The 23,774-nt window shown below is 71.4% G+C and carries 18 protein-coding genes; 9 read left to right on the top strand and 9 right to left on the bottom strand.

Going from position 1 to position 23,774, the window contains the following annotated elements:
• Window positions 1–2 precede the first annotated feature (2 nt).
• From ASD23_RS17500 to ASD23_RS17490, 3 genes are all read right to left on the bottom strand, one after another.
• A complete protein-coding gene (locus ASD23_RS17500) occupies window positions 3–611 on the bottom strand; it encodes a hypothetical protein (RefSeq protein ID WP_056014446.1) in 609 nt (202 codons plus the stop codon).
• A 66-nt stretch (window positions 612–677) separates the two neighbouring features.
• On the bottom strand, window positions 678–2,249 hold the full coding sequence (locus ASD23_RS17495) for an aminopeptidase P family protein (protein WP_082571630.1): 1,572 nt from the start codon (window positions 2,247–2,249) through the stop codon (window positions 678–680).
• Between the two features lie 50 nt (window positions 2,250–2,299).
• The gene (locus ASD23_RS17490) at window positions 2,300–3,319 is read right to left on the bottom strand and encodes an endonuclease/exonuclease/phosphatase family protein (RefSeq protein WP_056014443.1); all 1,020 of its coding nucleotides are present in this window, start codon (window positions 3,317–3,319) and stop codon (window positions 2,300–2,302) included.
• Window positions 3,320–3,522: 203 nt separating this feature from the next.
• Between ASD23_RS17490 and rhuM the strand changes: the two genes are divergently transcribed.
• Together rhuM and ASD23_RS17480 are read left to right on the top strand one after the other, a co-directional pair.
• Window positions 3,523–4,476, top strand: coding sequence for a RhuM family protein (gene rhuM / locus ASD23_RS17485; RefSeq protein ID WP_056014440.1), 954 nt, complete (start codon window positions 3,523–3,525; stop codon window positions 4,474–4,476).
• Window positions 4,473–5,348: a PHP domain-containing protein gene (locus tag ASD23_RS17480; protein WP_056014437.1), complete on the top strand. Its 876-nt coding sequence runs from the start codon at window positions 4,473–4,475 to the stop codon at window positions 5,346–5,348. Before rhuM ends, ASD23_RS17480 begins: the two co-directional genes overlap by 4 nt.
• Before the next feature lie 30 nt (window positions 5,349–5,378).
• On the opposite strand, the gene ASD23_RS17475 is transcribed toward ASD23_RS17480, so the two are convergent.
• Entirely contained in the window at window positions 5,379–5,804 is a 426-nt protein-coding gene (locus ASD23_RS17475) for a MarR family winged helix-turn-helix transcriptional regulator (protein ID WP_056014434.1), read from the bottom strand.
• 68 nt (window positions 5,805–5,872) lie between these two features.
• Here ASD23_RS17475 and ASD23_RS17470 point away from each other — a divergent pair, with 68 nt between their 5' ends.
• Window positions 5,873–6,349 carry a hypothetical protein gene (locus tag ASD23_RS17470; RefSeq protein ID WP_157377153.1) on the top strand — a complete coding sequence of 159 codons (477 nt, stop codon included), beginning with the start codon at window positions 5,873–5,875 and terminating at the stop codon, window positions 6,347–6,349.
• A 111-nt stretch (window positions 6,350–6,460) separates the two neighbouring features.
• On the opposite strand, the gene ASD23_RS17465 is transcribed toward ASD23_RS17470, so the two are convergent.
• The gene (locus ASD23_RS17465) at window positions 6,461–8,044 is read right to left on the bottom strand and encodes a DEAD/DEAH box helicase (protein ID WP_056014428.1); all 1,584 of its coding nucleotides are present in this window, start codon (window positions 8,042–8,044) and stop codon (window positions 6,461–6,463) included.
• Between the two features lie 190 nt (window positions 8,045–8,234).
• Between ASD23_RS17465 and ASD23_RS17460 the strand changes: the two genes are divergently transcribed.
• Window positions 8,235–8,957 carry a ferritin-like fold-containing protein gene (locus ASD23_RS17460; protein ID WP_056014424.1) on the top strand — a complete coding sequence of 241 codons (723 nt, stop codon included), beginning with the start codon at window positions 8,235–8,237 and terminating at the stop codon, window positions 8,955–8,957.
• A gap of 91 nt (window positions 8,958–9,048) precedes the next feature.
• Here the strand turns inward: ASD23_RS17460 and ASD23_RS17455 are convergent, their stop codons facing one another.
• Both ASD23_RS17455 and ASD23_RS17450 read right to left on the bottom strand, forming a co-directional pair.
• On the bottom strand, window positions 9,049–9,354 hold the full coding sequence (locus tag ASD23_RS17455; RefSeq protein ID WP_056014421.1) for a hypothetical protein: 306 nt from the start codon (window positions 9,352–9,354) through the stop codon (window positions 9,049–9,051).
• Window position 9,355: 1 nt separating this feature from the next.
• Window positions 9,356–9,580, bottom strand: coding sequence for a DUF3107 domain-containing protein (locus tag ASD23_RS17450; RefSeq protein ID WP_056014418.1), 225 nt, complete (start codon window positions 9,578–9,580; stop codon window positions 9,356–9,358).
• Between the two features lie 93 nt (window positions 9,581–9,673).
• On the opposite strand from ASD23_RS17450, the gene ASD23_RS17445 reads away from it, so the two are divergent.
• Window positions 9,674–12,799 carry a UrvD/REP family ATP-dependent DNA helicase gene (locus tag ASD23_RS17445; protein ID WP_082571629.1) on the top strand — a complete coding sequence of 1,042 codons (3,126 nt, stop codon included), beginning with the start codon at window positions 9,674–9,676 and terminating at the stop codon, window positions 12,797–12,799.
• The gene (locus ASD23_RS17440) at window positions 12,796–16,128 is read left to right on the top strand and encodes an ATP-dependent DNA helicase (RefSeq protein ID WP_082571628.1); all 3,333 of its coding nucleotides are present in this window, start codon (window positions 12,796–12,798) and stop codon (window positions 16,126–16,128) included. Before ASD23_RS17445 ends, ASD23_RS17440 begins: the two co-directional genes overlap by 4 nt.
• Here the strand turns inward: ASD23_RS17440 and ASD23_RS17435 are convergent.
• Window positions 16,056–17,345 (bottom strand): phosphotransferase, encoded by a 1,290-nt coding sequence (locus ASD23_RS17435; protein WP_200941752.1) that lies wholly within the window; start codon window positions 17,343–17,345, stop codon window positions 16,056–16,058. The two genes, ASD23_RS17440 and ASD23_RS17435, sit on opposite strands and share 73 nt — an antisense overlap.
• A gap of 92 nt (window positions 17,346–17,437) precedes the next feature.
• On the opposite strand from ASD23_RS17435, the gene nudC reads away from it, so the two are divergent.
• Entirely contained in the window at window positions 17,438–18,388 is a 951-nt protein-coding gene (gene nudC, locus ASD23_RS17430) for an NAD(+) diphosphatase (RefSeq protein WP_056014411.1), read from the top strand.
• Window positions 18,389–18,390: 2 nt separating this feature from the next.
• Window positions 18,391–20,205, top strand: coding sequence for an ATP-dependent helicase (locus tag ASD23_RS17425; protein WP_056014997.1), 1,815 nt, complete (start codon window positions 18,391–18,393; stop codon window positions 20,203–20,205).
• An 825-nt stretch (window positions 20,206–21,030) separates the two neighbouring features.
• Here the strand turns inward: ASD23_RS17425 and ASD23_RS17420 are convergent.
• Window positions 21,031–22,401 carry a zinc-dependent metalloprotease gene (locus ASD23_RS17420; protein WP_056014408.1) on the bottom strand — a complete coding sequence of 457 codons (1,371 nt, stop codon included), beginning with the start codon at window positions 22,399–22,401 and terminating at the stop codon, window positions 21,031–21,033.
• A 150-nt stretch (window positions 22,402–22,551) separates the two neighbouring features.
• Between ASD23_RS17420 and ASD23_RS17415 the strand changes: the two genes are divergently transcribed.
• A complete protein-coding gene (locus tag ASD23_RS17415; RefSeq protein ID WP_235507805.1) occupies window positions 22,552–23,703 on the top strand; it encodes a YlbL family protein in 1,152 nt (383 codons plus the stop codon).
• Window positions 23,704–23,774: the final 71 nt, after the last annotated feature.

The raw sequence follows: 23,774 nt of genomic DNA, 5'->3' as shown, positions 1-23,774 counted from the left end.
GGCTACCAGGCGTCGATGGCGGCAACCGACAGCGTGAAGCCGTGACCGCTCGACGCGTCTTCGCAGCGCATGGCGTCGCCGACCGGCTCGCACGACACGTCGCCCACGGTGATGCGCTCGCCGGCAGCGAGAACGTGCGAGGCCTGCATCCCGCCGAAGTCGGCGTCGGTGTTCCGCCGGGGAGTCGGAGCCTCCTCACCGCGCACGACGAGGCCGCCACGACAACCGACCTCTGCTGATTCGAGCGGCTCGCAGAACTCCGCGAACTCCGTGTCCTCCCACTGCCAGGTCGGGATGACGTGCACTGCGCATCCCCACCTGGGAACGGCGGGGTCATCCCAGGCGTCCCTGATCTGACAGTTCACGTCTCCCGTACCGACACCGAACACGACGCCGGAGACGGACTGGTCCGTGTAGAGCGCGGGGTCGACCTCGATGGGCGCCGCCGGCTCGGGTGACGGCGACGGCGTCGGCTCGGCCTCGACCGTGGCGGTGGGCGAGGCCGTGTGCTCGTCGGGAGCGCCCGACGCGCCCGTCACGCAGGCGGTCAGGACGAGGGGGATCGTCACCACTGCGAGGACGGCGGCCGTGATCGATTGCATCCGGGTCATTCCCGGAATCTAGCGGACGGGCGGGCGCGATCGATTCCGGGAACGCCCTGATGCTGTCACCGCTCGCTACCGAACGCCGCCGCGCACCCACGCCTCGACCTCGTCGGCCGTGCGGGGGATGCCGGCGGAGAGGTTCTCGGCGCCGTCGGCCGTGACGAGGATGTCGTCTTCGATGCGCACGCCGATGCCGCGGAACTCCACGGGCACCGTGAGGTCGTCTGGCTGGAAGTACAGGCCGGGCTCGATCGTGAAGACCATGCCCGCCTCGAGCACGCCGTCGAGATACATCTCGCGTCGCGCCTGCGCGCAGTCGTGCACGTCGAGGCCGAGGTGGTGGCTCGTGCCGTGCACCATGTAGCGGCGGTGGAACTGGTTCTCGGGCTCGAGCGACTCCTCAGCCGAGACCGGGAGGAACCCCCACTCGGCGGTCTTGCGCGCGATGACCTGCATCGCCGCGGCGTGCACCTCGCGGAAGACGATGCCGGGCCGCACGATCGCGAACGCGGCATCGGCAGCCTCGCGCACGGCCTCGTAGATCTTGCGCTGCACCTCGGAGAACGTGCCGTTCACCGGGAACGTGCGGGTGATGTCGGCGGTGTAGTAGGAGTCCATCTCGACGCCGGCGTCGAGCAGCACGAGGTCGCCGGGCACGACGGGGCCGTCGTTGCGGGTCCAGTGCAGGATCGTCGCGTGCGGGCCGGCGGCGGCGATCGAGTCGTAGCCGACGTCGTTGCCGTCGAGCCGGGCGCGCGTCGCGAAGACGCCCTCGATGACGCGCTCGCCGCGAACCTCGGCGGTGATGCGGGGCAGCTCGCCGATGACCTCGGTGAAGCCGCGCTGCGTGGCATCGATCGCGGCTCGCATCTCGGCGATCTCGAACGCGTCCTTCACGAGGCGGAGCTCGGAGAGCACGCGGGCGAGCTCGGCGTCGGGCTCGTGCGAGCCGCCGACCTCGAGCGAGAACGGGGCGTCGGTGGCGTTCGTCGACAGCGCCTGCTCGGCCGCGAAGCGGATGCGGGCGTGGTCGACGCGCTCGGTGACGGATGCATCGGCCTCGCGCAGCACGAGGGTCGCCGTGTCGACGGCGTCGATGACCCGGTCGAACTCCTCGAGGCCGCGGGTCGCCACGTCGAGGTTGGCGGCGACGTGCGCGAGCGAGGGGCGCGCGCCGATCCAGAACTCGCCGATGGCGGGGTTCGCGTAGAACTCCTCGGAGTCGCGGCCGGCGCGCTCGCGGAAGTAGACGGTGGCCTCGTGGCCGCCGGTGGTCGGCTCGAAGACGAGCACGGCCCCGGGCTCGGAGTCGGAGCCCCAGCCGGTCAGGTGCGCGAACGCCGAGTGCGCGCGGAACGGGTAGTCGGTGTCGTTGGCGCGCTGCTTCATGTCGCCCGCGGGCACGATGAGTCGCTGGCCCGTGAACGCCGCCGAGACCTTCGCACGGCGGGCGGCGGCGAAGGAGGCCTGCTCACGCGCCTGCGGGAGGGTCTCGTCGCGCTCGGCCCAGCCGGTGCCGATGAAGTTCTTGAAGCCCTCGGAGCCGGGCGTCGTCGAGCGGTTCGCGTTGCGGCCGCCCTCCTCGCTCGCGGTCGTGACGGACGACGTCGTCTCGGTCGTGGAAGTGTCGCTGGTGTTGGCCATGCGACCATTCTCGCACCGTCGGCTGATGGTCGGATCAGGCTCTCGGCGGCTCAGCCAGCCGCGACGAGCGTGGACACGATGGGCCGGTGATCGCTGCCCGCGTCGTCGTAGCCCTCGAGCACCTCGAACGCCTCGACGCTCCAGTTCGGCGTTGCCATCACATGGTCGATCGGGCTGCCGAAGAACGGCGGCACGTCGGTCGGCCAGGTGCCGAGGCCTGCGGCACCGGCCTGCGCCGCGGCATCCGTGCACTGGCCCATGTCGCCGCCCTCGATGCCGTGACCGGCGAAGTGATCGACCGTCGCGTTGAAGTCGCCCGCCATGATCACGTCGTCGCCGGCGCACTGCTCGGCGAGCCAGTCGAGGTCGCTGCGCCAGTTGCGCAGCTCCCACCGGATGGGTGCCACGGCGTGCACGGCGACGATGCGCGGGCCGTCGCCGTCGGACGGGTCGGCCACCACGCTCGGCACGGTGTTCGTGTTGCCGGGCGGGCCCGGGACCTCGGGCGTGATCACGTCGTAGTCGCCGAGGTCGGGGCTGATCAGGATCGTCGTCGACCGTGCCTTCGCGATGTCGTCGTAGGCGGCGGTGTGCACCCACATCGGGCTGCCGCCCTCGCGCATCGCGATCGCGACCTCCTCGCCGAGCGGCTCGGTGGTCTCGGGCAGCACGACGATGTCGGCACCGCGCTCGATCGCGAGATCGGCGATCGTCGACGCCTCGGGCACCTCGCCGAGCGTGTTCCACGAGAGCACGGTCACGGTGTCGGGACCGGACTCGGCGGCGGATGCCCCGAACCCGCGCGCCGTCAGCACTGCCACGTTGCCCGCGGCGAAGAGTGCGAAGACGGCCGCCATCGCGAACGCGAAGGCCCGGATCGGCCGCACGAGGGCGAGCAGCAGGAAGAGGACCACGGCGAGGAAGCCGCCTGCGGCCGCGGTGCCCCTCAGCGCGACGACGTGTGCAGCCACCCACTGGTTCTGCAGGCCGAATGCCTGCGGCCACACGAGCACGAGCGCAATGGCGGCGGTGCCGAGCACGATGGCCCAGCCGAGGATGCGGGGGAGCATTCCACCAACCCTAGGCGAGCAAGTCGAGCGGATGCTGGTCGAGCCGCTGGGAGTCGCCGGTGAGGTGGCTCGACGTACTCGTATCTGTTCCGCATACGAGGCGCAGCGCGTGTCGGCTGTCGCCGATAGCCTGAGAGTCGGCGTCGGGATTCCGAACGCGAGTGCCATTGCGCGATCGTCGAAGACCGAAAGGGAGCGACTGGATGACCGATCCGATTCAGAGTCAGATCGAGCTATACCAGTCTGCAGATGGCGCGATCACACTCGGCGTGCGCACCGACGCCGAGAGCGTGTGGCTCTCTGCCGACCAGATCTCCGAGCTCTTCGGCCGTGACAAGTCGACGATCTCCCGCCATCTCCGAAACCTCTTCGCCGACGGAGAACTCGAGCGCGAGGCAGTTGTTGCAGAATTTGCAACAACTGCGAGCGATGGCAAGACATATCTGGTCGCCCACTACGACCTCGACGTCGTGATCTCGGTCGGGTATCGGGTCAAGTCAGCCGAGGGCGTCCGCTTTCGACAGTGGGCCACACAGGTGCTCCGCCGGTACGTGCTCGAGGGTGTTGCACTGAATGAGCAGCGGCTCACGCAGATTGGTCGAATCGTACGTGTGCTCGCGCGCTCGACCGATGAGCTCGTGTCAGGCGTCGCGGACGTGCTCTCGGGTTACCTACCGGGTCTCCAGACGCTCAGGGATTACGACGACGGCACGATCGTTCCGCCAGCCGGTGATGCGCCGACCTGGACGTTGAGCTATTCCGACCCTCGGGCGGTCATCGACCATGTGCGCGCGGAGTTTCCCGATGACCATCTCTTCGGCCGCGAGCGTGGCGACGCGCTGCGTGGCATCGTCGCAACCGTGTACCACGGATTCGCCGGCCGAGACCTGTACCCGACGGTTCAAGACAAGGCGGCGAACCTGCTCTACCTCGTCGTGAAAGACCACCCCCTCTCCGACGGCAACAAGCGCAGCGCGGCCGCGCTCTTCGTACACTTCCTTGCACACAACGGCGTGCTCGCCGACGACCTCGGGCGACCGCGCATCACGAACAACGCTCTCGCCGCGATCACCCTCATGGTCGCGATGAGCGATCCGAAGGAGAAGGACCTCATGATCGCGCTGCTCATGCGGATGCTCGCGGGGGAGGGTTCGTGAATCGCGCCCACGACCGGGGCGCGGCAGGCGAAGCCGACCTGCACACGCACTCGACGGTCTCCGACGGCACCGAGGCTCCCGCCGAACTCATGCGGCAGGCGGCGCGCGCCGGGCTCTGGGGCGTCGCACTCACCGACCACGACTCGACGAGCGGATGGGCCGAAGCCGCCGCCGCCGTGTCCGAGACGGGTGTCGCGCTCATCCCCGGCATGGAGCTCTCGACCCGCGAGGGCTACACGAGCGTGCACATGCTCGCGTACCTGATCGATCCGCTCGACGAGGCGCTCATCGCCGAGACTGCGCACATCCGCGAGTCCCGGTTCACCCGGGCAGAGGCGATCGTGCGCAGCATCGGACGCGACTACGCGCTCACCTGGGACGACGTGCTCGCACAGACCGTCGAGGGCACGACGATCGGGCGCCCGCACATCGCCGACGCGCTCGTCGCCCGCGGCCACGCCTCCACGCGATCGGCGGCGTTCGACGGCATCCTGCACCCGCGTGCGGGCTACGCGCAGCCGCACTACGCGCCCGATCCGCTCACCGGCGTGCGGCTCATCCGCGCGGCAGGAGGGGTGCCCGTGCTCGCGCACCCCGGCACCCGCGGCGCCGAGCGGGTCATCCCGCCTGCGCGCCTCGAACAGCTCGTCGAGGCCGGCCTCTTCGGGCTCGAGATCGACCACCCCGAGAACCGCGAGGACGCGAAGCCCCGATTGCGGGCGCTCGCCGCACGCTTCGGCCTGCGCATCACGGGCTCCAGCGACTATCACGGCACCGGCAAGCCGAACCGGCTCGGCGAGTGCCGTACAGCTCCCGATGTCGTCGAGGCGATCATCGCCGAGGGTCGGGGGTCGACGCCGGTGCTGCCTTAGCCGATCACTCGCCGCGGAGCAAGACGCCGATCATGGCGCGAGCGTGCGCTGCAGGATCGACTTCAGCGTGCCGAGTTCGTCGGAGCTCACCGCGTGGAACAGCTCTGCCGAGACGCGCTTGGTGTGCCGCTGCGCAGTTCGGAGGGCGTCTTCTCCGTCGTTCGTGAGGGCGAGGATCGTCACCCGGCGGTCGAGCGTCGATGGCGTTCGGGTGACGTAGCCGAGCCGTTCGAGGTCGTCGACCACACGCACCATGCCGGTCTTGTCGGTGTTCAGACGCGCGACGAGGTCGCGCTGGGTCTGCACGCCATCTCGGATCAGGAACATCACCGTGACGTGGCGGCTGGTGAGTTTCATCGGACGCAACGCGTCGTTCAGTCGTTGCGTCGCCAGTGAGTAGACCTGGTGGAGCAGCAGCCCCACCTCGATCGAGACCTGCCCGCTGTCATCGCTCATGGCTCGATTCTCTCAAATTCGATCCAAATGCAATTGATCCATTTGGATCTATTCAGTAGGCTCCGATCATGTCCTCCATCAACGAAACGGCCCGCGAACCGCGCCGGTGGCCGATGCGGTTCCTGCGGATCTCACTGACGGTCACCGCCCTGCTCATGTTCGGCCAGGCGGTGCTCGCCGGCCTGTTCATGGGCGGGCAGTCGTCGGCATTCGGATGGCATCGCGAGATGGCGACGGTCGCAGGCATCGCCTTGATCGTGAGCATCGTCGCCGCGATCCTCGCGAGACGCCTCGGGAAGGCTCCGATGTGGCCGATCTGGGCGACGACCGGATTGCTCGCGCTCATGTCGCTGCTGGCGTTCGCCGGGTTCCGTTCGCTGCCCGCCCTGCACGTGCCGCTCGCGGTGATCACGATCCTCCTCGCCGTCGCACTGGCCGCGTGGGCGTTGAGGTATCAGCCGACCGCGACCGCTTCGAGCGAGCAGAGCGCGCCCGACGACGACCGCGTGCGAACCGAATCGCCGACCTCTGCTTCGGTGTCCTGAACCTTCCGGAGCGGCAACGCACAGCGGCAACGCACAGCGGCAACGCACAGCGGCAACGCACAGCGCCCGCCCGGCCGAAGCCGAGCGGGCGCTGAAACGTGACTGCCGGGGTTACGCCTGGGGCGTGGTGCCCCCGGTGCGCGGGCCGCGGCGGCGGCGGCGACGCGGGGGAGCGGCGTTGCCGTCGTGGTGCTCGTGGCCCTTGCCGTCGTGCGTGCCCGTACCGGGCTCCTTGACTGCCACGGCCTCGGCAGGGGCAGTGTGAGCAGCGGATGCTGCGACAGCCTCGGTCGGTGCGGACTCGGGGGCGACGCCCGCGGTCTCGCCGGCCGGCTTGCCGCCGCGCGTGCGGTTGCGGCTGCGGGTGCGGGGGGCGCGCTCAGCGCCGGCATCCGCTCGCTCGGAACCGCCCTCGGAACGGCCGCCAGAACGACCCTCCGAACGACCGCCGGAGCGGCCCTCGCTGCGACCGGCCGTGGCGGAGCGCGTCGGAGCGGCGACCGCGGACGACGGCTTCAGGCGGCCCTTGGTGCCGGCGGGGATGTCGAGGTCGCTGAAGAGGTGCGGGCTCGACGAGTAGGTCTCGGTCGGCTCGGGCTGGCCGAACTCGAGGGCGCGGTTGATGAGCGCCCACTTGTGCAGGTCGTCCCAGTCGACGAACGTCACGGCGATGCCGGTCTTGCCCGCGCGGCCGGTGCGGCCGACGCGGTGCAGGTACGCCTTGTCGTCGTCGGGGATGGTGTGGTTGATGACGTGCGTCACGTCGTCGACGTCGATGCCGCGCGCCGCGACATCCGTGGCGATGAGCACGTCTTTCTTGCCGGCCTTGAACGCGGCCATGGCGCGCTCGCGCTGGTCTTGGTTCAGGTCGCCGTGCACGGCGGCGGCGTTGAAGCCACGGTCGTTGAGCTCCTCGACGAGCTTGGCCGCCGCACGCTTCGTGCGCGTGAAGATGACGGTCTTGCCGCGACCCTCGGCCTGCAGGATGCGCGAGATGACCTCGTCTTTGTCGAGCGAATGGGCCCGGTAGACGAGGTGCTTGATGTTCGCCTGCGTGAGGCCCTCGTCGGGGTCGGTCGCGCGGATGTGGATGGGGCGCACCATGAAGCGGCGCGCGAGTGCCACGATCGGGCCCGGCATGGTCGCCGAGAACAGCATCGTGTGGCGGGTCGCGGGCGTCTGCGCCATGAGCTTCTCGATGTCGGCGAGGAAGCCGAGGTCGAGCATCTTGTCGGCCTCGTCGAGCACCATCTCCTGAACGTTCTTCAGGGAGAGGAGTCGCTGCGAGGCGAGGTCGAGGAGGCGGCCGGGGGTGCCGACGACGATCTGCGCGCCGGCCTTCAGCTGCTCGATCTGACCTTCGTAGGCCTTGCCGCCGTAGATCGACACGATCTTGGTCGGGCGATTGGATGTCGCGAGCTCGAGGTCTTCGGTGACCTGCACGCAGAGTTCGCGGGTCGGCACCACGACGAGCGCCTTGACGCCGCCCTCGGGGTCGTCGCCGAGGCGCTGGATGATCGGGAGGCCGAACCCGAAGGTCTTGCCCGTGCCGGTCTTGGCCTGGCCGATGATGTCCTGGCCCGCGAGGGCGAGGGGGATGGTCTGTTCCTGGATGGGGAAGGCATCGATGATGCCCTTCCCGGCGAGGGCGTCGACGATGTCGGACGCGATGCCGAGGTCGGTGAATGTGGTCAAAAGTCTGCCTGTTCGTGTTGCTCGAGGTGGCGGTCGGATGCGCGCCCCGTTCTCAACTCCAGGCGCACGGCTGCGGATCCATCGCCCGCATGCACCCTCTACCCTATCCGAGACTCCCTGAACGCCTCGGAAGCTGCCTTCGTCGCCGTCCGGAGCCGAGTCCGGCGGCACGCGTCGGTAAGCTGTCTGCGTGGTCTTCTGGTCGAATCGGCGCATCGCGCGCCCCGAGTTGCCTCGCCTGCGCCCGCGCGTCGCTCCGACCGACCTCGCGAAGGTGGACTTCACCGAGCTCGTGCCCGAGCCCGTGCCGTTCCTCGGCCAGGCCGCGTACATCCAGCTCGAGTTCTTCGAGTCGCTCGCGCGTTCCGTCGCGACGGCCCCCACGCTCTCGGCGAAAGAGGGGCTCAGTCGCGCCGCCGGCGGCGCGCTGCGTCAGCACCACGCCCTGATCGCCGAGCTCCGACGGCTCGGAGCCGAGCCGGTCGAGGTGATGGCGCCGTTCGCGCCTGCGGCCGAGCGATTCCGCCAGGCCAGCGCGGGCGCCGACTGGTACGAGCTGCTGCTCGGCATCCACGTGACGTCGGGCATGCTCGACGACTACTTCTCCAGGCTCGCCGAAGGCCTGCCCGGCGAACTCGCGACGCGGGTGCGCGCCATCCTCGCGGAAGACGAGGCGTCGGCGGGCGTGCTGCACGACGAGCTGTTCGCCGCGATCGAGGCCGAGGCCGAGCCCGGTCTCGCCGACCGACTGGCCCTCTGGGGGCGCAGCCTCGTCGGCGACACGCTGCTCATCGCGCGATCCGCGCTGCGCGCGTCGGACTCGCGTGATCGCGGTGCCGATGTCGAGCCGGTCTTCACCGAGCTCATCGCGGCGCACACGCGGCGCATGGACGCGCTCGGCCTCACGGCCTGAGCGTGCAGCGACTCATCCTCTGAGTGGGCGCCGAACCACCACCTGCGCGCGCTCGGGCGCATGCCCGACCAGCGCAGTGCCCCGGTTCGCGTCAGGCGCGAACGACTCCCGGACGGGAGAGGCGCTCGAAGAGCACGGCATCCGCTCGCTCGCGGCGCGGCGAGATGACGTACAGCACCGCGGCCGGCACGAGTGCCGAGGCCACGAGGGCAGCGACCCAGATCCATCCGCCGTCCCATGGCCAGCCGAGCCAGGTCAACGCGACCCACACGACGGCGGCGACGCCGGCGCCGATCGCCGAGCCCACGGCCACGCCGCGGAGGTGCCGGAGCGGCACCACGAACTGCGTGGCGAGGCCGAGGATGGCGCCGCCGACGACGACGAAGATGAGCTCCATGTCAGGCGACGAATCCGACGCGGCGCGACTCCTCTGAACCGATCTCGACGTACGCGAGTGCGGCCGAGGGCACGACGTAGCGGGTGCCCTTGTCGTCGGTGAGGGTCAGCAGCGGCGACTGGCCGGCGAGGGCCGCGGCGACCGCCTGCTCGACCTCCGCAGCTGACTGCGAGGTCTCGAAACCGAGTTCACGGGGGGAGTTCTGAATGCCGATGCGAACGTCCACGGTACGCCTTTCTGCTCTTGCGCCAACCCTACGACACCGGCTCGCGGGGCCGGTGCAGGTTCACTGTCGGCGGAACCCGTTAGCGTTGCCGACATGCAGGTCTCCGCGACATCCGACACCCCCGTTTCGAGGCTCGCGGCAGACGGGAACGTGGCGGTCTTCGGGGCCCCCGGCAGCGGCAAGACGACCTTCGCGATCGAGCTCGTGGCCGACCGCATCGAGCGTCTCGGCCACGCCACCGACGAGGTGCTCGTGCTCTCGGCGACGCGTGTCGCGGCGACCGCGCTGCGCGACCGGCTCGCGGTGCGCCTGGGGGTCACCACGCGGGGGCCGCTCGCCCGCACGGCGAACTCGCTCGCCTTCCAGCTGGTGCGCGCGTTCACGGGTGCCCCGGTGACGCTGCTCACGGGTGCCGAGCACGACCAGATCATCGGCGAGCTGCTCGAGGGCGGCATCCGCGACGGGTTCGGGCCCGTCTGGCCCGAGCCGCTGACGCCCGAGGTGCGCGTGCTGCGCGGCTTCCGTTCGGAGCTCCGCGACCTCCTCATGCGGGCCGTCGAGCACGGGGTCGACGGGCCCGCGCTCGCCGAGCTCGGCGAGCGCACCGGTCGCCCCGAGTGGGTCGCGGCCGCGGCGTTCCTCGAGGAGTACGACGAGGTCAAGGCACAGTTGCGACCCAACCAGTACGACTCCTCCGAACTCGGCGCGTTCGCGGCCGCGATCGTGCGCCGCAGCACGACGGATGCCTCGGCAGAGGCGGCGCTCGGCCTGCTCGCGCGCGTGCGGCTCATCGTCGTCGACGACGCGCAGGAGGCGACCGAGTCGACGGCCGCGCTGCTCGGGGCGTTCGCGGCCCGCGGCGCCGCGGTGATCGCGCTCGGCGACCCAGATGTCGCCTCCAACGGATTCCGCGGCGGTCGCGCCGAGCTGCTCGGTTCGCTCGGCTCGGTGCTCGGTGCCGGGGGGTCCGGTGGGGGCGTGGCCGTGCAGCGCGTGGAGCTGCCGGTCGTGCACCGGGGTCGACCCGAGCTGCGCTCGATCGTGCAATCGGTGAGCAGCCACATCGGCACCGCACTCGGCGGCACGCACCGCTCGGCGGGGCGTGAGACGCCGGCCGACGCCGAGATCGATCCGCTCGCCGCCGTGCTCGGCATCGAGGCGCCCTCGCATGCCGCCGAATGCCAGGCGGTCGCTGCCGTGCTGCGCGAGCGCCACCTGCTCGACGGCGTGCCGTGGTCGTCGATGGCCGTCGTGCTGCGCTCGGGTGGCGACGTGCCCGCCTTCGAGCGGGGTCTCGCGCTCGCCGACGTGCCCACCGCCGGCAACGCCGCGCGCACCGCGCTGCGCGACGCCCCTGCCGCCGCAGCGCTGCTCGCCGCGGCCTCGCTCGTGCTCGACCGGGAGCCGCTCACGCCCGAGCTCGCGGTGACGGTGCTGACCGGGCCGATCGGCCGGCTCGACAGCGTGGGCCTCCGCCGGCTCCGCCTCGCCCTGCGGCACGAAGAGCTTGCGAATGAAGGCTCGCGCACGGCCGATGAACTGCTCGTCGAGGCGCTCGGCGCGCCAGGCGGATTCGAGACGATCGACGCCGCGCCCGCACGACGTGCCGCACGACTCGCGAAGCTGCTCGCGACGGCGCGAGGCGTCGCGCTGCGCGGCGGCACGATCGAAGAGGTGCTCTGGTCGATCTGGGAGGGCAGCGGTCTCGCGACGGAGTGGGCCGCGCAGGCCGCAGGCACGGGCGTGCTGGCCGAAGAAGCCAACCGAGCGCTCGATGCTGCGGTGGCCCTCTTCGCCGCCGCACAGCGCTTCGTCGAACGCGAGCCCGACGCGCCGCCCGTGCGATTCGTCGACGAGGTGCTCGCGAGCGAGCTTCCCGAAGACTCGCTCGCGCCGCAGCGCTCGGCCGAGACCGTCGTCGTGACCACGCCGCCCGCCGTCATCGGCCGGGAGTTCGAGGTCGTCGTGATCGCGGGACTGCAAGACGGCGTCTGGCCGAACCTCCGACCGCGCGGCACCCTGCTGCATGCCGCCCTGCTGCCGCGCGTCGTCGCCGCGGCCCGCGCCGGTGCGCCGCTTCCCGCGCCCGAGACGGTCGCCGAGGCCCGTGCCTCCGTACGCGGCGACGAGCTGCGGCTCTTCGTGCTCGCGGCGTCGCGGGCGAGCCGGCAGCTCGTGCTGAGCTGCACGGCCAACGACGACGAGCAGCCGTCGATGCTCATGGGCTACGCGAGCGAGCGCATCAAGACCTCCCGTCGTCGGCCGCTGCACCTGCGCGGACTCGTCGGCGCCCTGCGCGAAGAGGCGACGAGCTCGGGCGGCGGTGAGGCCCCCGCCGCGCTCGCGCTGCTCGCCGAGCAGGGCGTACCCGGCGCCCACCCCGACGAGTGGTACGGACTCTCCGAGCCGTCGACCACGGCACCGCTCGTTGACCTCGAAGGCGATCCCGAGGCGCTCGTCTCGGTCTCGCCGTCGCAGATCGACCGCGCAGAGGAGTCTCCGCTCGGCTGGTTCATCGACCACGTGGCCTCGCCGCCGTCGGGGCTGGCCGCCTCGATCGGCACGATCGTGCACGCCGTCGTCGAAGAGGCCGGCGCCCGCGACGACGGCGACACGAGCATCGAGACGCTGTGGGCTGCGGTCGAAGAGCGCTGGCGCGAACTGCGGTTCGAGGCGGGCTGGGTGGCCGAGCGCGAACGCCGCGGTGCGCGGCGCATGGCCGAAGGCGCATCCGACTACCTCGCGAACTTCGTCGATGACGGAAAGGTGCTGCTCGGCGCAGAGGGGCGCTTCACGCTCATCGTCGACCGGGTGCGCATCTCGGGCACGATCGACCGCGTCGAGGCCTCGGCCGACGGCACCACGGTCATCGTCGACCTGAAGACGGGTCGCACGCCGCCGTCGGCTGCCGAGACGGCCGCGCACCCGCAGCTCGCCGCGTACCAGCTGGCCGCACGGGCCGGCGAGGTGCCGAACAGCGGCACGCTCGGCGGTGCCAAGCTCGTCTACCTCGCCAAGCCGACGCGCGGCAACGCCTTCACCGAGCGGGCCCAGCAGCCCTTCGACGACGACGCCGAGGCGGAGTTCCGCGAGCGCCTCGGCGACGTCGCCCGCACGATGTCGGGCAGCGAGTTCGAGGGGCCGGCCGAACTCGGGTACCGCTCGAGGTTCAATGGCTGGCAGTATCGCGTGCACCTCGTTCCGGCGGTGTCGGCATGACGGCGGCGGGCGGTCTCGCCGCGGGTGTCGTCGCCGCGGGTGGCACCGCGGCGGGCGGCATCGCCGCCGCCGACATCGCCACGCGGCTCGGCCTGCATGCGCCGACGGCCGAGCAGCGAGCGGTGATCGAGGCCGACCCGCGCGGCCAGAGCATCGTCGTCGCGGGCGCCGGCAGCGGCAAGACCGAGACCATGGCCAACCGCGTCGTGTGGCTGCTCGCGAATGGCCATGTCGCCGTGCCCGAGGTGCTCGGGCTCACGTTCACCCGCAAGGCGGCGGGCGAGCTCGCGGAGCGCATCCGCGAGCGCATCGCCCAGCTCGTCTCGCTCGGCATCGCCGACGTCTCGCTCGACCCGCTCGAGTCGGCGTCGGTCGGCACCTACAACGCCTTCGCGAGCGCCATCTACCGCGAGCACGCGATGCTCATCGGGCGCGAGCCCGATGCGGCGGTGCTCGGCGAGGCATCCGCCTGGCAGCTCGCACGATCGGTCGTGGCGGCCTCGGCCGACCCGCGGCTCGTCGAGCTCGACGCCTCGCTCGACAAGGTCACCGGCGCGGTGCTGTCACTCAGTCGCGCGCTCGCCGAGAACGTCGCCAACAGTCGCGACGTGCGTGCGATGACCCGCGACTTCCTCGCCATGGAGGGGCTGCCGATCGAGGCGCCGCGCAAGCGCACCGACTTCGCGTCGTTCGTCGACGCCCTCGGCATCGTGGGGGCGCTGCCGCCGCTGCTCGAACTCGCCGACGCGTACGCCGAGGCGAAGCAGCAGCAGGGCTTCGTCGAGTTCTCCGACCAGGTCGCCCTCGCCCTCGCGATCTGCGAGCGCCACCCCGAGGTCGTCGCCGCTCACCGCGAGCGCTACCGCACCGTGCTGCTCGACGAGTACCAAGACACGAGCGTCGTGCAGACGCGCCTGCTCTCGGCCCTGTTCGGCGCACAGTCGGTCATGGCGGTCGGCGACCCCGACCAGTCGATCTACGGATGGCGCGGCGCGAGTGCAGCGAACCTCGCACGTTTCGGCCGCGACTTCGCGCCCGGGGGCGACGCGGCCGTCTACGACCTCTCGACGAGCTGGCGCAATCCGAAGATCGTGCTCGAGGGCGCGAACACGCTGATCCTGCCGCTCGACGCGGGCATTCCGAAGGCCCCGCTCGGGGCGTCACCCTTCGCCCAGCCCGGCCGGCTCGAGGCCGCCTGGGCCGAGACGATCGAAGAGGAGGCCGACCTCGTGGCCTCGTGGTTCGCCGAGCGCCTCGGTCGTGCAGGGCGGGGCGTGACAGCCGAATCGGGTGCCCGGAGCGGTGCGCTGCTCTGCCGTACCTTCGCGAACGTCGGCATCTTCACCGCCGCGCTCCGTGCGCGGGGCGTGCCCGTGCACGTGCTCGGCATGGCGGGCCTCCTCGACCAGCCCGTGATCGCCGACCTCGTGTGCGTGCTGCGGGTGCTGAACGACCCGACCGCCGGCTCCGAGCTCGTGCGGGTGCTCGGCGGCGCTCGTTGGCGCATCGGGCCGGCCGATCTCGCCGCGCTGCACTCGCTCGCGAAATGGCTCGCCGATCGCGACCTCTCGACGAGGCGACTCGGTGACGAGGTGCGTGCCGGTCTCCGCGCCTCGATCGCCCCCGACGAGTCGCCCTCCATCGTCGACGCCCTCGACTTCCTGCTCGTCGCACCCGATTCGCACTCGGCGCTCGCCGCGTTCAGCGAGATTGGTCTCGCCCGCATGCGGCGAGCCGGATCGCAGCTGCAGTCGCTGCGTCGCCGGGCCGGGCTCGGCCTCGTCGACTTCGTCAGCCTCGTGCAGCAGGAGCTCCTGCTCGACATCGAGGTCGCCGCGAACTCCTCGCAACCCCTCGGGGCGCCGAGCCTCGAGGCGTTCGACGAGCTGCTCGCGGGATTCGCCGAGGTATCGGAGCACGCCACCCTCGGCGCCTTCCTCGGCTGGCTCACCGAGGCCGAGCAGCGCGACCGCCTCGCGCCGCGTCAAGACGAGCCCGAGCCGGGCGCGGTGCAGGTGCTCTCGATCCATGGATCGAAGGGTCTCGAATGGGACGTCGTCGCCATTCCCCGCATGGTCGACGACGAACTGCCCTCGAAGCCGCGCTCGTCGAAGGGGTGGCTCTCGTTCGGCGAGCTGCCCAACGAGTTCAAGGGCGACGCCGACGAGCTGCCCGAACTGCAGTGGCGAGGCGCGGCGAGCCAAGCCGACTTCGACCGCGCGGTCGGCGACTTCGCTGAAGAGAACAAGCAGCGACATGCCGAAGAGGAGCGCCGCCTCGCCTACGTCGCGCTCACCCGCACGCGCAGCGACCTCCTGTTGACCGGGTCGTGGTGGGCGAGCCAGAAGGCGCCCCGCAAGCCGAGCCCGTTCCTGCGCGAGCTCGTGACGGCCGGGGTGATCGATGCCGGCGTGCTGCCCGGCGCGCCCGAACACGACGAGAACCCGCGCGCCGGCTCGACCGAGCGCGTCCGCTGGCCGCTCGACCCGCTCGGCGTGCGCCACCACGCGGTCGTCGCCGCCGCCGAGGCCGTGCGGGCTGCCGCTGCCCGCCCGAGCGGAGAGGGCATCGGTCCCGTGCTCGCCGATCGCATCCGGCTGCTCCTCGAAGAGCGTCGACGTCGCGCCGAGGGGCCGGCGACCGCCGAGGTGCCCGTGCGCGTGCCCGCCTCTCGATTCAAGGACTACGTCGACGATCCCGCCGCCGTCGCCGCGCAGTTGCGCCGGCCGATGCCCCAGCGGCCGTACCGGGCGACCCGTATCGGCACGCTGTTCCACCAGTGGGTCGAGCAGCGCTCGACGGGCGAGCTCGAGGCCGCCGCCATCGATGCCCTCGACGGGCTCGAGGCGTACGCCGAACTCGACATCCCGCCGGGCGAACGGGTGGCCGACCCGACCGCCGAGCGGCTGCGAACGCTGCAGGCCACGTTCGAGGCGTCGGAGTGGGGTGGTCGCAAGCCCTCCGCCGTCGAGATCGAGTTGCACCTGCCGATCGGCGACAACGTCTTCGTCTGCAAGCTCGATGCCGTGTTCGACGTCGAGCCGTCGAGCGAAATCGGTCGGCGAGGCATCCGTCATCAGGTCGTCGACTGGAAGACGGGCAAGGCACCGCGCGACGCACACGATCTCGAACTGAAGCAGACGCAGCTCGCCCTCTACCGGCTCGCCTACGCGAACTGGGCCGGCGTCGAACCCGAGGCGATCGACGCGGTCTTCTACTTCGTCGAAGACGACCAGGTCATCAGGCCCGATGCCATCTACGACGAGGCGGCGTTGCGGCGTGCCTGGGCGTCGGTCGCGGCATCCGAGCCGGTGCCGTCGCCGCGCTGACCCGCCCGCCGATCGTCGGCCGGATCTGCCGGGCCGGCCGGATCTGCCGGCTCGGCCGGCTCTTCAACTGACGGTGACGCGTCGCCCCAGTCCGAGAGGTCGAGCGGAATGGGCGCGGTCGCGTCGAACGGCGCCGCGTCGCGTTCGCCCGCCTCACGGCGCTCGAGATCGGAGAAGTCGTAGCTGTCGGTGAGCAGGCTGCCGCCGGCTTCCCGCGACAGGCCGTCGCGTGGCGTCTCGTCGAGCATGCGCTCGACGTCGCCCACGGTGAGAATGGGTCCGGTCTCGGGGGAGAGCGGTTCGCTCGAGCGGTCGTGCACGCTCTCGACGAGCCCGTCGAGGAGTCCGACCGCGTCGGCGATGATGGCGTCGTCGCGCACCTCGACGCCGTGCAGCAGCCACTTCGCGAGCTCGAGCTCGCCGTAGAGCAGCGCTCGCTGCGGCAGGTGGGAATCGGCCTCACCGGCGCGGGCACCGAAGTAGGCGTCGAGTGCCCGCTCGGCGGCAGCACCGCGCGAGGTGAGCAGCCAGTGCAGATCGCGCGCGGGGTCGCCCTGCGCGAGCGCCGACCAGCCGATCAGGCCGGTGACGGTGTCGCCGTCGACGAGGAGCGAGTCGGCTGCGAGCGCGCCGTTGACGACGGTCGGGCGGAACCGCCACAGTGCGGCGTCGTCGGTCGCCTCCTCCCAGCGCCGGAGCAGCGCGGCGGGCAGGTGTCCGGTGTCGGCGGCACGGTCGATCAGCTCGACGACGGCGTCGTGCGATTCGTCGGCGGTCTGGCGGGGCAGGCCCGCGTCGGCGATGAAGCCCGTCGGCAGCGCGTGCACCGCGGCGAGGGCGAGGCCGACCGAGGTGGCGATGCCGTCGTGCTCGGTGAGCTCGTCGGCGGAGCGCGCGGCGCCGGGAACGAAGGTCGTGACGACGGCGCGGGTGCCGTCGATGGGCGCCTGGCCGACGACCTCGGGCAGGGCGAACGGCAGGCGCGAGCGGATGCCGGGGGTGAGTGCGCGGAGTGCCACGAGATCGGCCGACTGCTCGGACTCGGCGGCCTGCGAGCGGGGCACGCGCAGCACGAGCATGCGGTCGTCAGTGCTGCGCAGCAGCACCGCGTCGTAGGCGCCGTGGCTCCTGCGGGTGTGCGCACGCACGGCTCGCACCTCGAGTCCGGGCACCGCCGCCGTGGCCAACGCGGCTAGAGTGAGAGGAGGTCTGGCCATGGCATTCAGCTTAAGCAGGCAATCGCGACTGCGGGCGACCGCCACGCCTTCCGGCCGACTCCGACTCCGACCCGGGCAACGAGGGGTGGCACGTGATCGAACCGACATCGCCGGTGTTCGCGCAATCGACGATCGACCGGGATGCCGCGTCGCGCGCGGATGGCGAGCTCGAGGCCGTGCTCGACGCCGACCCCGAGACGAAGGTCGTTGCCGTGCACCGGGGGCGGGCGCTGATGGCCGAGCGCATCGACGGTTCGGCGCCGGCGCTGCAGCTGTCGCACCCGCACGCCCTTCCCGAGCCGGTGCTGCGCTGCTACCTCGGCCGGGCCGACGGCTCCCGCTTCGAACTGCGGGTCTTCGATGAGGATGCCGCGGCGACCATCGAGCCCGAATCGGCCAGGTGGCAGGGACTCCGCGATGCCGCGGCCGTGCTGGGCGTTCGCGATTCGAGCCTCCTCGTCGAGGCCGTCGCCCTCGCGAACTGGCACGAACGCCACGGTCGCTGCCCGCGCTGCGGCGCCGAGACGACCCCCGTGCAGGCCGGGTGGGCCCGGCGGTGCACGGTCGACGAGAGCCTGCACTTCCCGCGCACCGATCCTGCCGTCATCGTGCTCGTGACCGATGACGACGACCGCGTGCTGCTCGGATCGAACGCCCTCTGGGCGCAGAACCGCTACTCGCTGCTCGCGGGCTTCGTCGAGCCCGGCGAGGCGCTCGAGGCAGCCGTGGTCCGCGAGATCGAGGAGGAGGCGGGCATCCTCGTCGACCGGGTCGAGTACGTCGCCTCGCAGCCGTGGCCGTTCCCGGCGAGTCTCATGCTGGGCTTCACGGCGCGCATCGCCGCGGGCGCGGTGCCCTCGTCGGCGGTGCCCGACGGTGAGGAGATCCTCGAGCTCCGCTGGTTCTCACGTGACGAGATCGTCGCCGCGCAGGCCGAGATCGGGCTGCCGGGAGGCATCTCGATCGCACGCTGGCTGCTCGAGCGCTGGTACGGTGCCCCGCTCGATGCCGAGGGGGCGGGGCTCGCTTGGTCGACGTCGTGACCGTGTCGGACCCCCTGCTCGACGCGCTCGACGACGAGCAGCGGGTCGCGGCCGAGGCGTTGCTCGGGCCCGTGTGCGTGCTCGCGGGCGCCGGCACCGGCAAGACCCGGGCGATCACCCACCGCATCGCGTACGGCGTGGCCTCGGGGACCTACGACCCGGCTCGGGTGATGGCCCTGACCTTCACCTCGCGGTCCGCCGCCGAGCTGCGGGCGCGGCTCAGGGCCCTCGGAGCGGGTGCCGTGCAGGCGCGCACGTTCCACGCGGCGGCCCTCGCGCAGCTCAACCACTTCTGGCCGATCGTCGTCGGCGGCGGTGCGCCCCGGGTGCTCGAGTTCAAGGGGCGTCTGCTCGGCCAGGCGGCCGAGCGTGCTCGGGTGCGGGTCGACACGGCGACCCTGCGCGACGTCGCGGCCGAGATCGAGTGGCGCAAGGTCTCGGGGGCTGGGCCAGAGAGCTACGCCACTCGCCTCGCGACGCGGGGTGCGCCGGGCAACCTCACCGCAGAGCAGTTCCTCGCGGTCGTCGACGCCTACGAGTCGCTGAAGGACGAACGGCGCATGCTCGACTTCGAAGACGTGCTGCTCGCCATGGCCGGAATGATCGAGTCCGAGGCATCCGTCGCCATGCACGTGCGCGAGAGCTACCGTCACTTCATCGTCGACGAGTACCAGGACGTCTCGCCCGCGCAGCAGCAGCTGCTCGACCTCTGGCTCGGCGGTCGCCGCGATCTCTGCGTCGTCGGAGACGCCAGCCAGACCATCTACTCGTTCGCGGGCGCCAGCGCCGACTACCTGCTCGACTTCGAGCGCCGCTACGAGGGCGCCACGGTCGTACGGCTCGAGCGCAACTACCGTTCGACGAGCGAGATCGTCGACACTGCGAACCGGCTCATGCGAGGTCGTGCGGGCGCGTTGCGGCTCGAGGCCGTCACCGATGCAGACGAGACGGATGCCGCGGCGCCGGCGTCAGCCGCCACCCCGACGCCGTCGGGTGCGACGAAGCCGCAGACTTCCCTGAAGGACACCGGCGAGCCCTCGATCACCGAGTACGCCGACGACCTCGCCGAGGCCCGAGGCGTCGCGACCCGCATCCGCGCGAGCATCGACGCCGGTGCCGCACCCGAGTCCATCGCGGTGCTGATGCGCGTGAACTCGCAGACCGCGATCCTCGAGCGGGCGCTCGACGAGGTCGGGGTGGCCTCGCGCGTGCGCGGTGCCTCGCGCTTCTTCGACCAGCCCGAGGTGCGCGAAGCGGTGCACGCCCTGCGCGCCGCCGCGCTCACCGTGGCGGGCGAGCCGCTCTTCAAGTCGGTCAGCGACGTGCTGCGCGCCCTCGGCTGGAGCGCGCAGGCGCCCGACGGTCCGGGCGCGGTGCGCGCCCGATGGGAGTCGTTGAACGCGATCGCGAGGCTCGTCGACGACGCGCCGCCCGGCACGACGTTCCGGACGTTCGCCGACGAGCTGCGCGCCCGGGCCGAGGCCCAGCACGAGCCGACCGTCGCCGCCGTGACGCTGGCGACCATGCACTCGGCCAAGGGCCTCGAGTGGGACCACGTCTACATCGTCGGACTGACCGAGGGCATGCTCCCGATCGCCTACGCGAAGAGCTTCGACGCCATCGACGAGGAACGGCGACTGCTGTACGTCGGCATCACGCGGGCACGGCGGCGCCTCGAGTTGAGCTGGCCGCGTCAGGGCGGCGGGTATCGAGGCGAACGGGAGCCGTCGCGCTTCCTGCAGGAGCTCGGCACCCGCACTCGGGGTGCCACGGGTGCTGCGCCGGCGTCGCGGTCTCGCCCGGTCGGCCGAGCCTGATCGAGGCGCCCCGCAGCGGGTGCCGCGACCAGGCGAGTCGGTCGTCGACGACTGAGGCGACGAGTGCGGCGACATCGTGCACGGCCCTCGGCGTGCAGCTCGCTGCCGGACGACCGGCGAGTTGGGCGGCGATCACGGGCCAGGCGGGGTCGGAGTCGCGCCGCGCCAGCTCGAGGCAGCGCAGGCACGGCCCGTCGCCCGGCTCGATGAGCGGGCCGATGCGCGCGCCCTCGTCGTCGAACACGATCGCGAGGTGCGGCACGTCGGCACGCAGCCACGGCAGGTGCCGGGCGGGCGAGACCACCCAGGTCGCGGCGATGACCGCGAGCGCCACGTCCTCGGCCGCGAGCGCATCGTCATCGGCGCGCACCGGGTCGTAGCCGAGCATCGTGAGGTGCTCGGCGAGACGGTCGGCGATCTCGGGCGGTGCGTCCACGGCGACGCGGCGCGATCGAGCGGATGCCGCGGCATCCGTCACCGCTTCGAACGCCGGGGCGAGCAGCTCGAGGAATGCCCGCACGTCGTCGGGAGTGCCGCCGAGGGCCGTGCCGATGGTCTGGAGGGTCGAGGTCGATGCGCCGTGCCGGAGCGCCGAGATGAGCCCCGTCTCGAACGCGCCGGGATCGGGCAGCACGACGCGCGGCGTGGCACCGAACTGCAACTCGGTGGGGGAGCGCCACAAGATGGGCAGGATCGGGTCGATGCGCGGGGACATGCCGAGAGCATGCCGGAATCGCGCACCGACGCCCGGAATCCCTCCACAGGTTCGCGCGCGCGGGAGCGGCTCGGCCTGCGAGTCATTCAGCGCGGCGGCTCAGCCCGCGTTCAGCTCGGGGGTTCTTCGCCGTCTTCGCCGGGAGCCGCCGGCGTCTCGCCGCGGAGCAGCTGTTCGAGGGCCTGGTCGAACTCGTCGTCGGCCTCGGTGGTCTCGGTGCCCGTGAGGCGAGCGATGAGGCCCGTGGGGTCGTCGAGGTCTTCGGCGGTCGGCAGCAGGTCGGGATGCGACCAGAGGGCGTCGCGCGCCTCGACGCCCACCGCATCGGTGACCGCGCGCCACATGGCGGTCGCCTCGCGAAGGCGGCGTGGCCGCAGTTCGAGGCCGACGAGGGTCGCGAAGGCCGACTCGGCCGGACCGCCCGAAGCGCGGCGGCGACGGATCGTCTCGGCGATGGCGACGGACTTCGGCAGTCGAGCCGTGGCATCGGCGGTCGCCGCGTCGACCCAGCCCTCGACGAGCGCGAGCATCGTCTCGAGACGTGCGAGCGCCGCCTGCTGCGACTCGCTCTTCGCGCGGATCAGCGCACCGTTGACGACGGCGTTGCGCAGCTCTTCGGTGTTCGACGGGTCGAAGCCCTCTGCGAGCTCTTCGAGCCGGTCGGTGTCGATGTCGATGCCGCGGGCGAACGCCGTGATGGCGGTGATGAGGTGGAGGCGCAGCCAGCGCGCGTGCCGGAAGAGGCGCGCGTGGGCCAGCTCGCGAACGGCGAGGTAGAGCTCGATCTGATCGGTCGGGATGTCGAGGTCGTTGCCGAACTCCGCGGCGTTCTGCGGCAGGATCGCGGCACGGCCGTCGTCGAGGAGGGGGATGCCGATGTCTCCGCCCGAGACGACCTCGGTGGCGAGCTGGCCGACGACCTGCCCGAGCTGCATCGCGAACAGTGCTCCGCCGATGCCGCGCATCATGCGGCTCGCGCCCTCGATCATCGAGCGCATCTCTTCGGGAGCCTGCTCGCTCATGACCCGCGTGAGCGCGTCGGAGATCGAGAGGGCGACGGGCTCTGCCAGCTGGGACCAGATCGGCATCGTGGCGGCGACCCACGCGCGCCGCGTCATGAGCTCGGGAGTGGTGGGCAGCGCGCCGAAGTCGACGGCCTCGTCGAGCCACAGCGAGGCGACCTGGAAGGCCTGGTCGAACCGCGCCCGCTCGTCGTCGCCGACCTGGAGCTGGCCGCTCGCGGCGCGCTCCTCGCCCTGCTTGACCGCGACGCCCCAGTCGATGCCGTCGTCGGCCTTGTTCATCGCCTGCTGCAATTGCGAGAACAGTGCCGCCAGGCTCGCCGGGTCGTTGGGCAGGCCTGCTGCGCCCGCGAGGCTCGACGGATCGATGCCGCCGCCGCCCGAGAGCATCTCGCGGAGCATCTCGCGGAACTCGTCTTCGGGGCTCCGGTCGTCGGGCTCATCTTGCCGATCGGCCACTTTCGCCACCTCCCAGTCGCGTCTGGTTCAACCGTAACGCGGGGGCACGGCGGAGTGTCTGGGAAATGGCCTAGGCTGGGCGTTCCGGGTGTCCGCCCTTCGCGAACAGGGCCGGCACGCGAGTTCGAACACCGCCCGGAAGGATGTCGGTTGAGCATCTTCGACGACGAGACCCCAGGGTCGGACCACACCTCAGCGCCAGACCAGTCCCGCTGGAAGTCCGAGCCGAACGAGGGGCGTCGCCCACTGCGCGAGCGCATCGGATGGATCGCGATCACGGTCGCGATCGTGATCGGCGTGATCTTCGCGTTCATGCCGTCGCCCTACGTGATCGAGCAGCCCGGTCCCGTCTACGACACCCTCGGCGTCGCCGAGAACGGGGACGACGAAGAGGTGCCGCTCATCGAGATCCCCGATGAGACCACCTACCCCACCGACGGCGAGCTCAACCTCCTCACGGTCTCGGTCGTCGGTCGCCCCGGCCAGACGCCGAACTGGCTCGAGGTGCTCGCCGCCTGGTTCGACCGCACGCGTTCCGTCATCCCCGTCGAGGCGATCTTCCCCCCGGGCATCAGCAGCGAAGACCGCGACGCCCAGAACCAAGCCGCCATGGTCGACTCCCAGCAGGACGCGATCGCGGCCGCGCTCGTCGAGCTCGACTACGACTTCCCTCGCGAGGTGACGGTCGCCGGGCTCCTCGAGGGCTCGCCCGCCGACGGCATCCTCGAAGAGGGAGACGTCATCGTCTCGTTCGACGGCACCGACGTGAACTCGATCACCGAACTCCAGACAGCGGTGCGCGAGCACGGCACGGATGCCCCGGCGCAGGTCGACATCACCCGCGACGGCGCCCCGCTGACCGTCGAGGTGACCCCCGTCGACCGCGACGGCACGGCCGTCATCGGCGTGGGCGTGCGCATGGTCTACGAGTTCCCGATCGACGTCGAGCTGCAACTCGACGACGTCGGCGGCCCGAGCGCCGGCATGATGTTCGCGCTCGGCATCGTCGACAAGCTCACGCCCGGGCCCATGACGGGCGGCGAGATCTTCGCGGGCACGGGCACCATCGACTCGGCCGGCCGGGTCGGACCCATCGGAGGCATCCGCCAGAAGCTCTGGGGCGCCGAGCGCGCCGGTGCCGACTGGTTCCTCGCCCCCGAGTCGAACTGCGACGAAGTGAGCGGCAACGTGCCCGACGGCGTCACGGTGTTCGCCGTGAAGACCCTCGACGAGGCCCGCACGATCGTCGAAGACGTCGCCGACGGCGAAGTGACGGGGTCCTACCCCTCCTGTCCCGCCTGAACAGGCGATTCAAAGGAACGCAACTCTAGGATGGAATCCCGATCCCATCCCGACCGAACACGAGGCCGAGA

Origin of the sequence: Agromyces sp. Root1464 (assembly GCF_001427265.1) — a bacterium.
GTDB lineage: Bacteria > Actinomycetota > Actinomycetes > Actinomycetales > Microbacteriaceae > Agromyces > Agromyces fucosus.
This window is presented reverse-complemented; position numbering and strand designations above follow the sequence as displayed.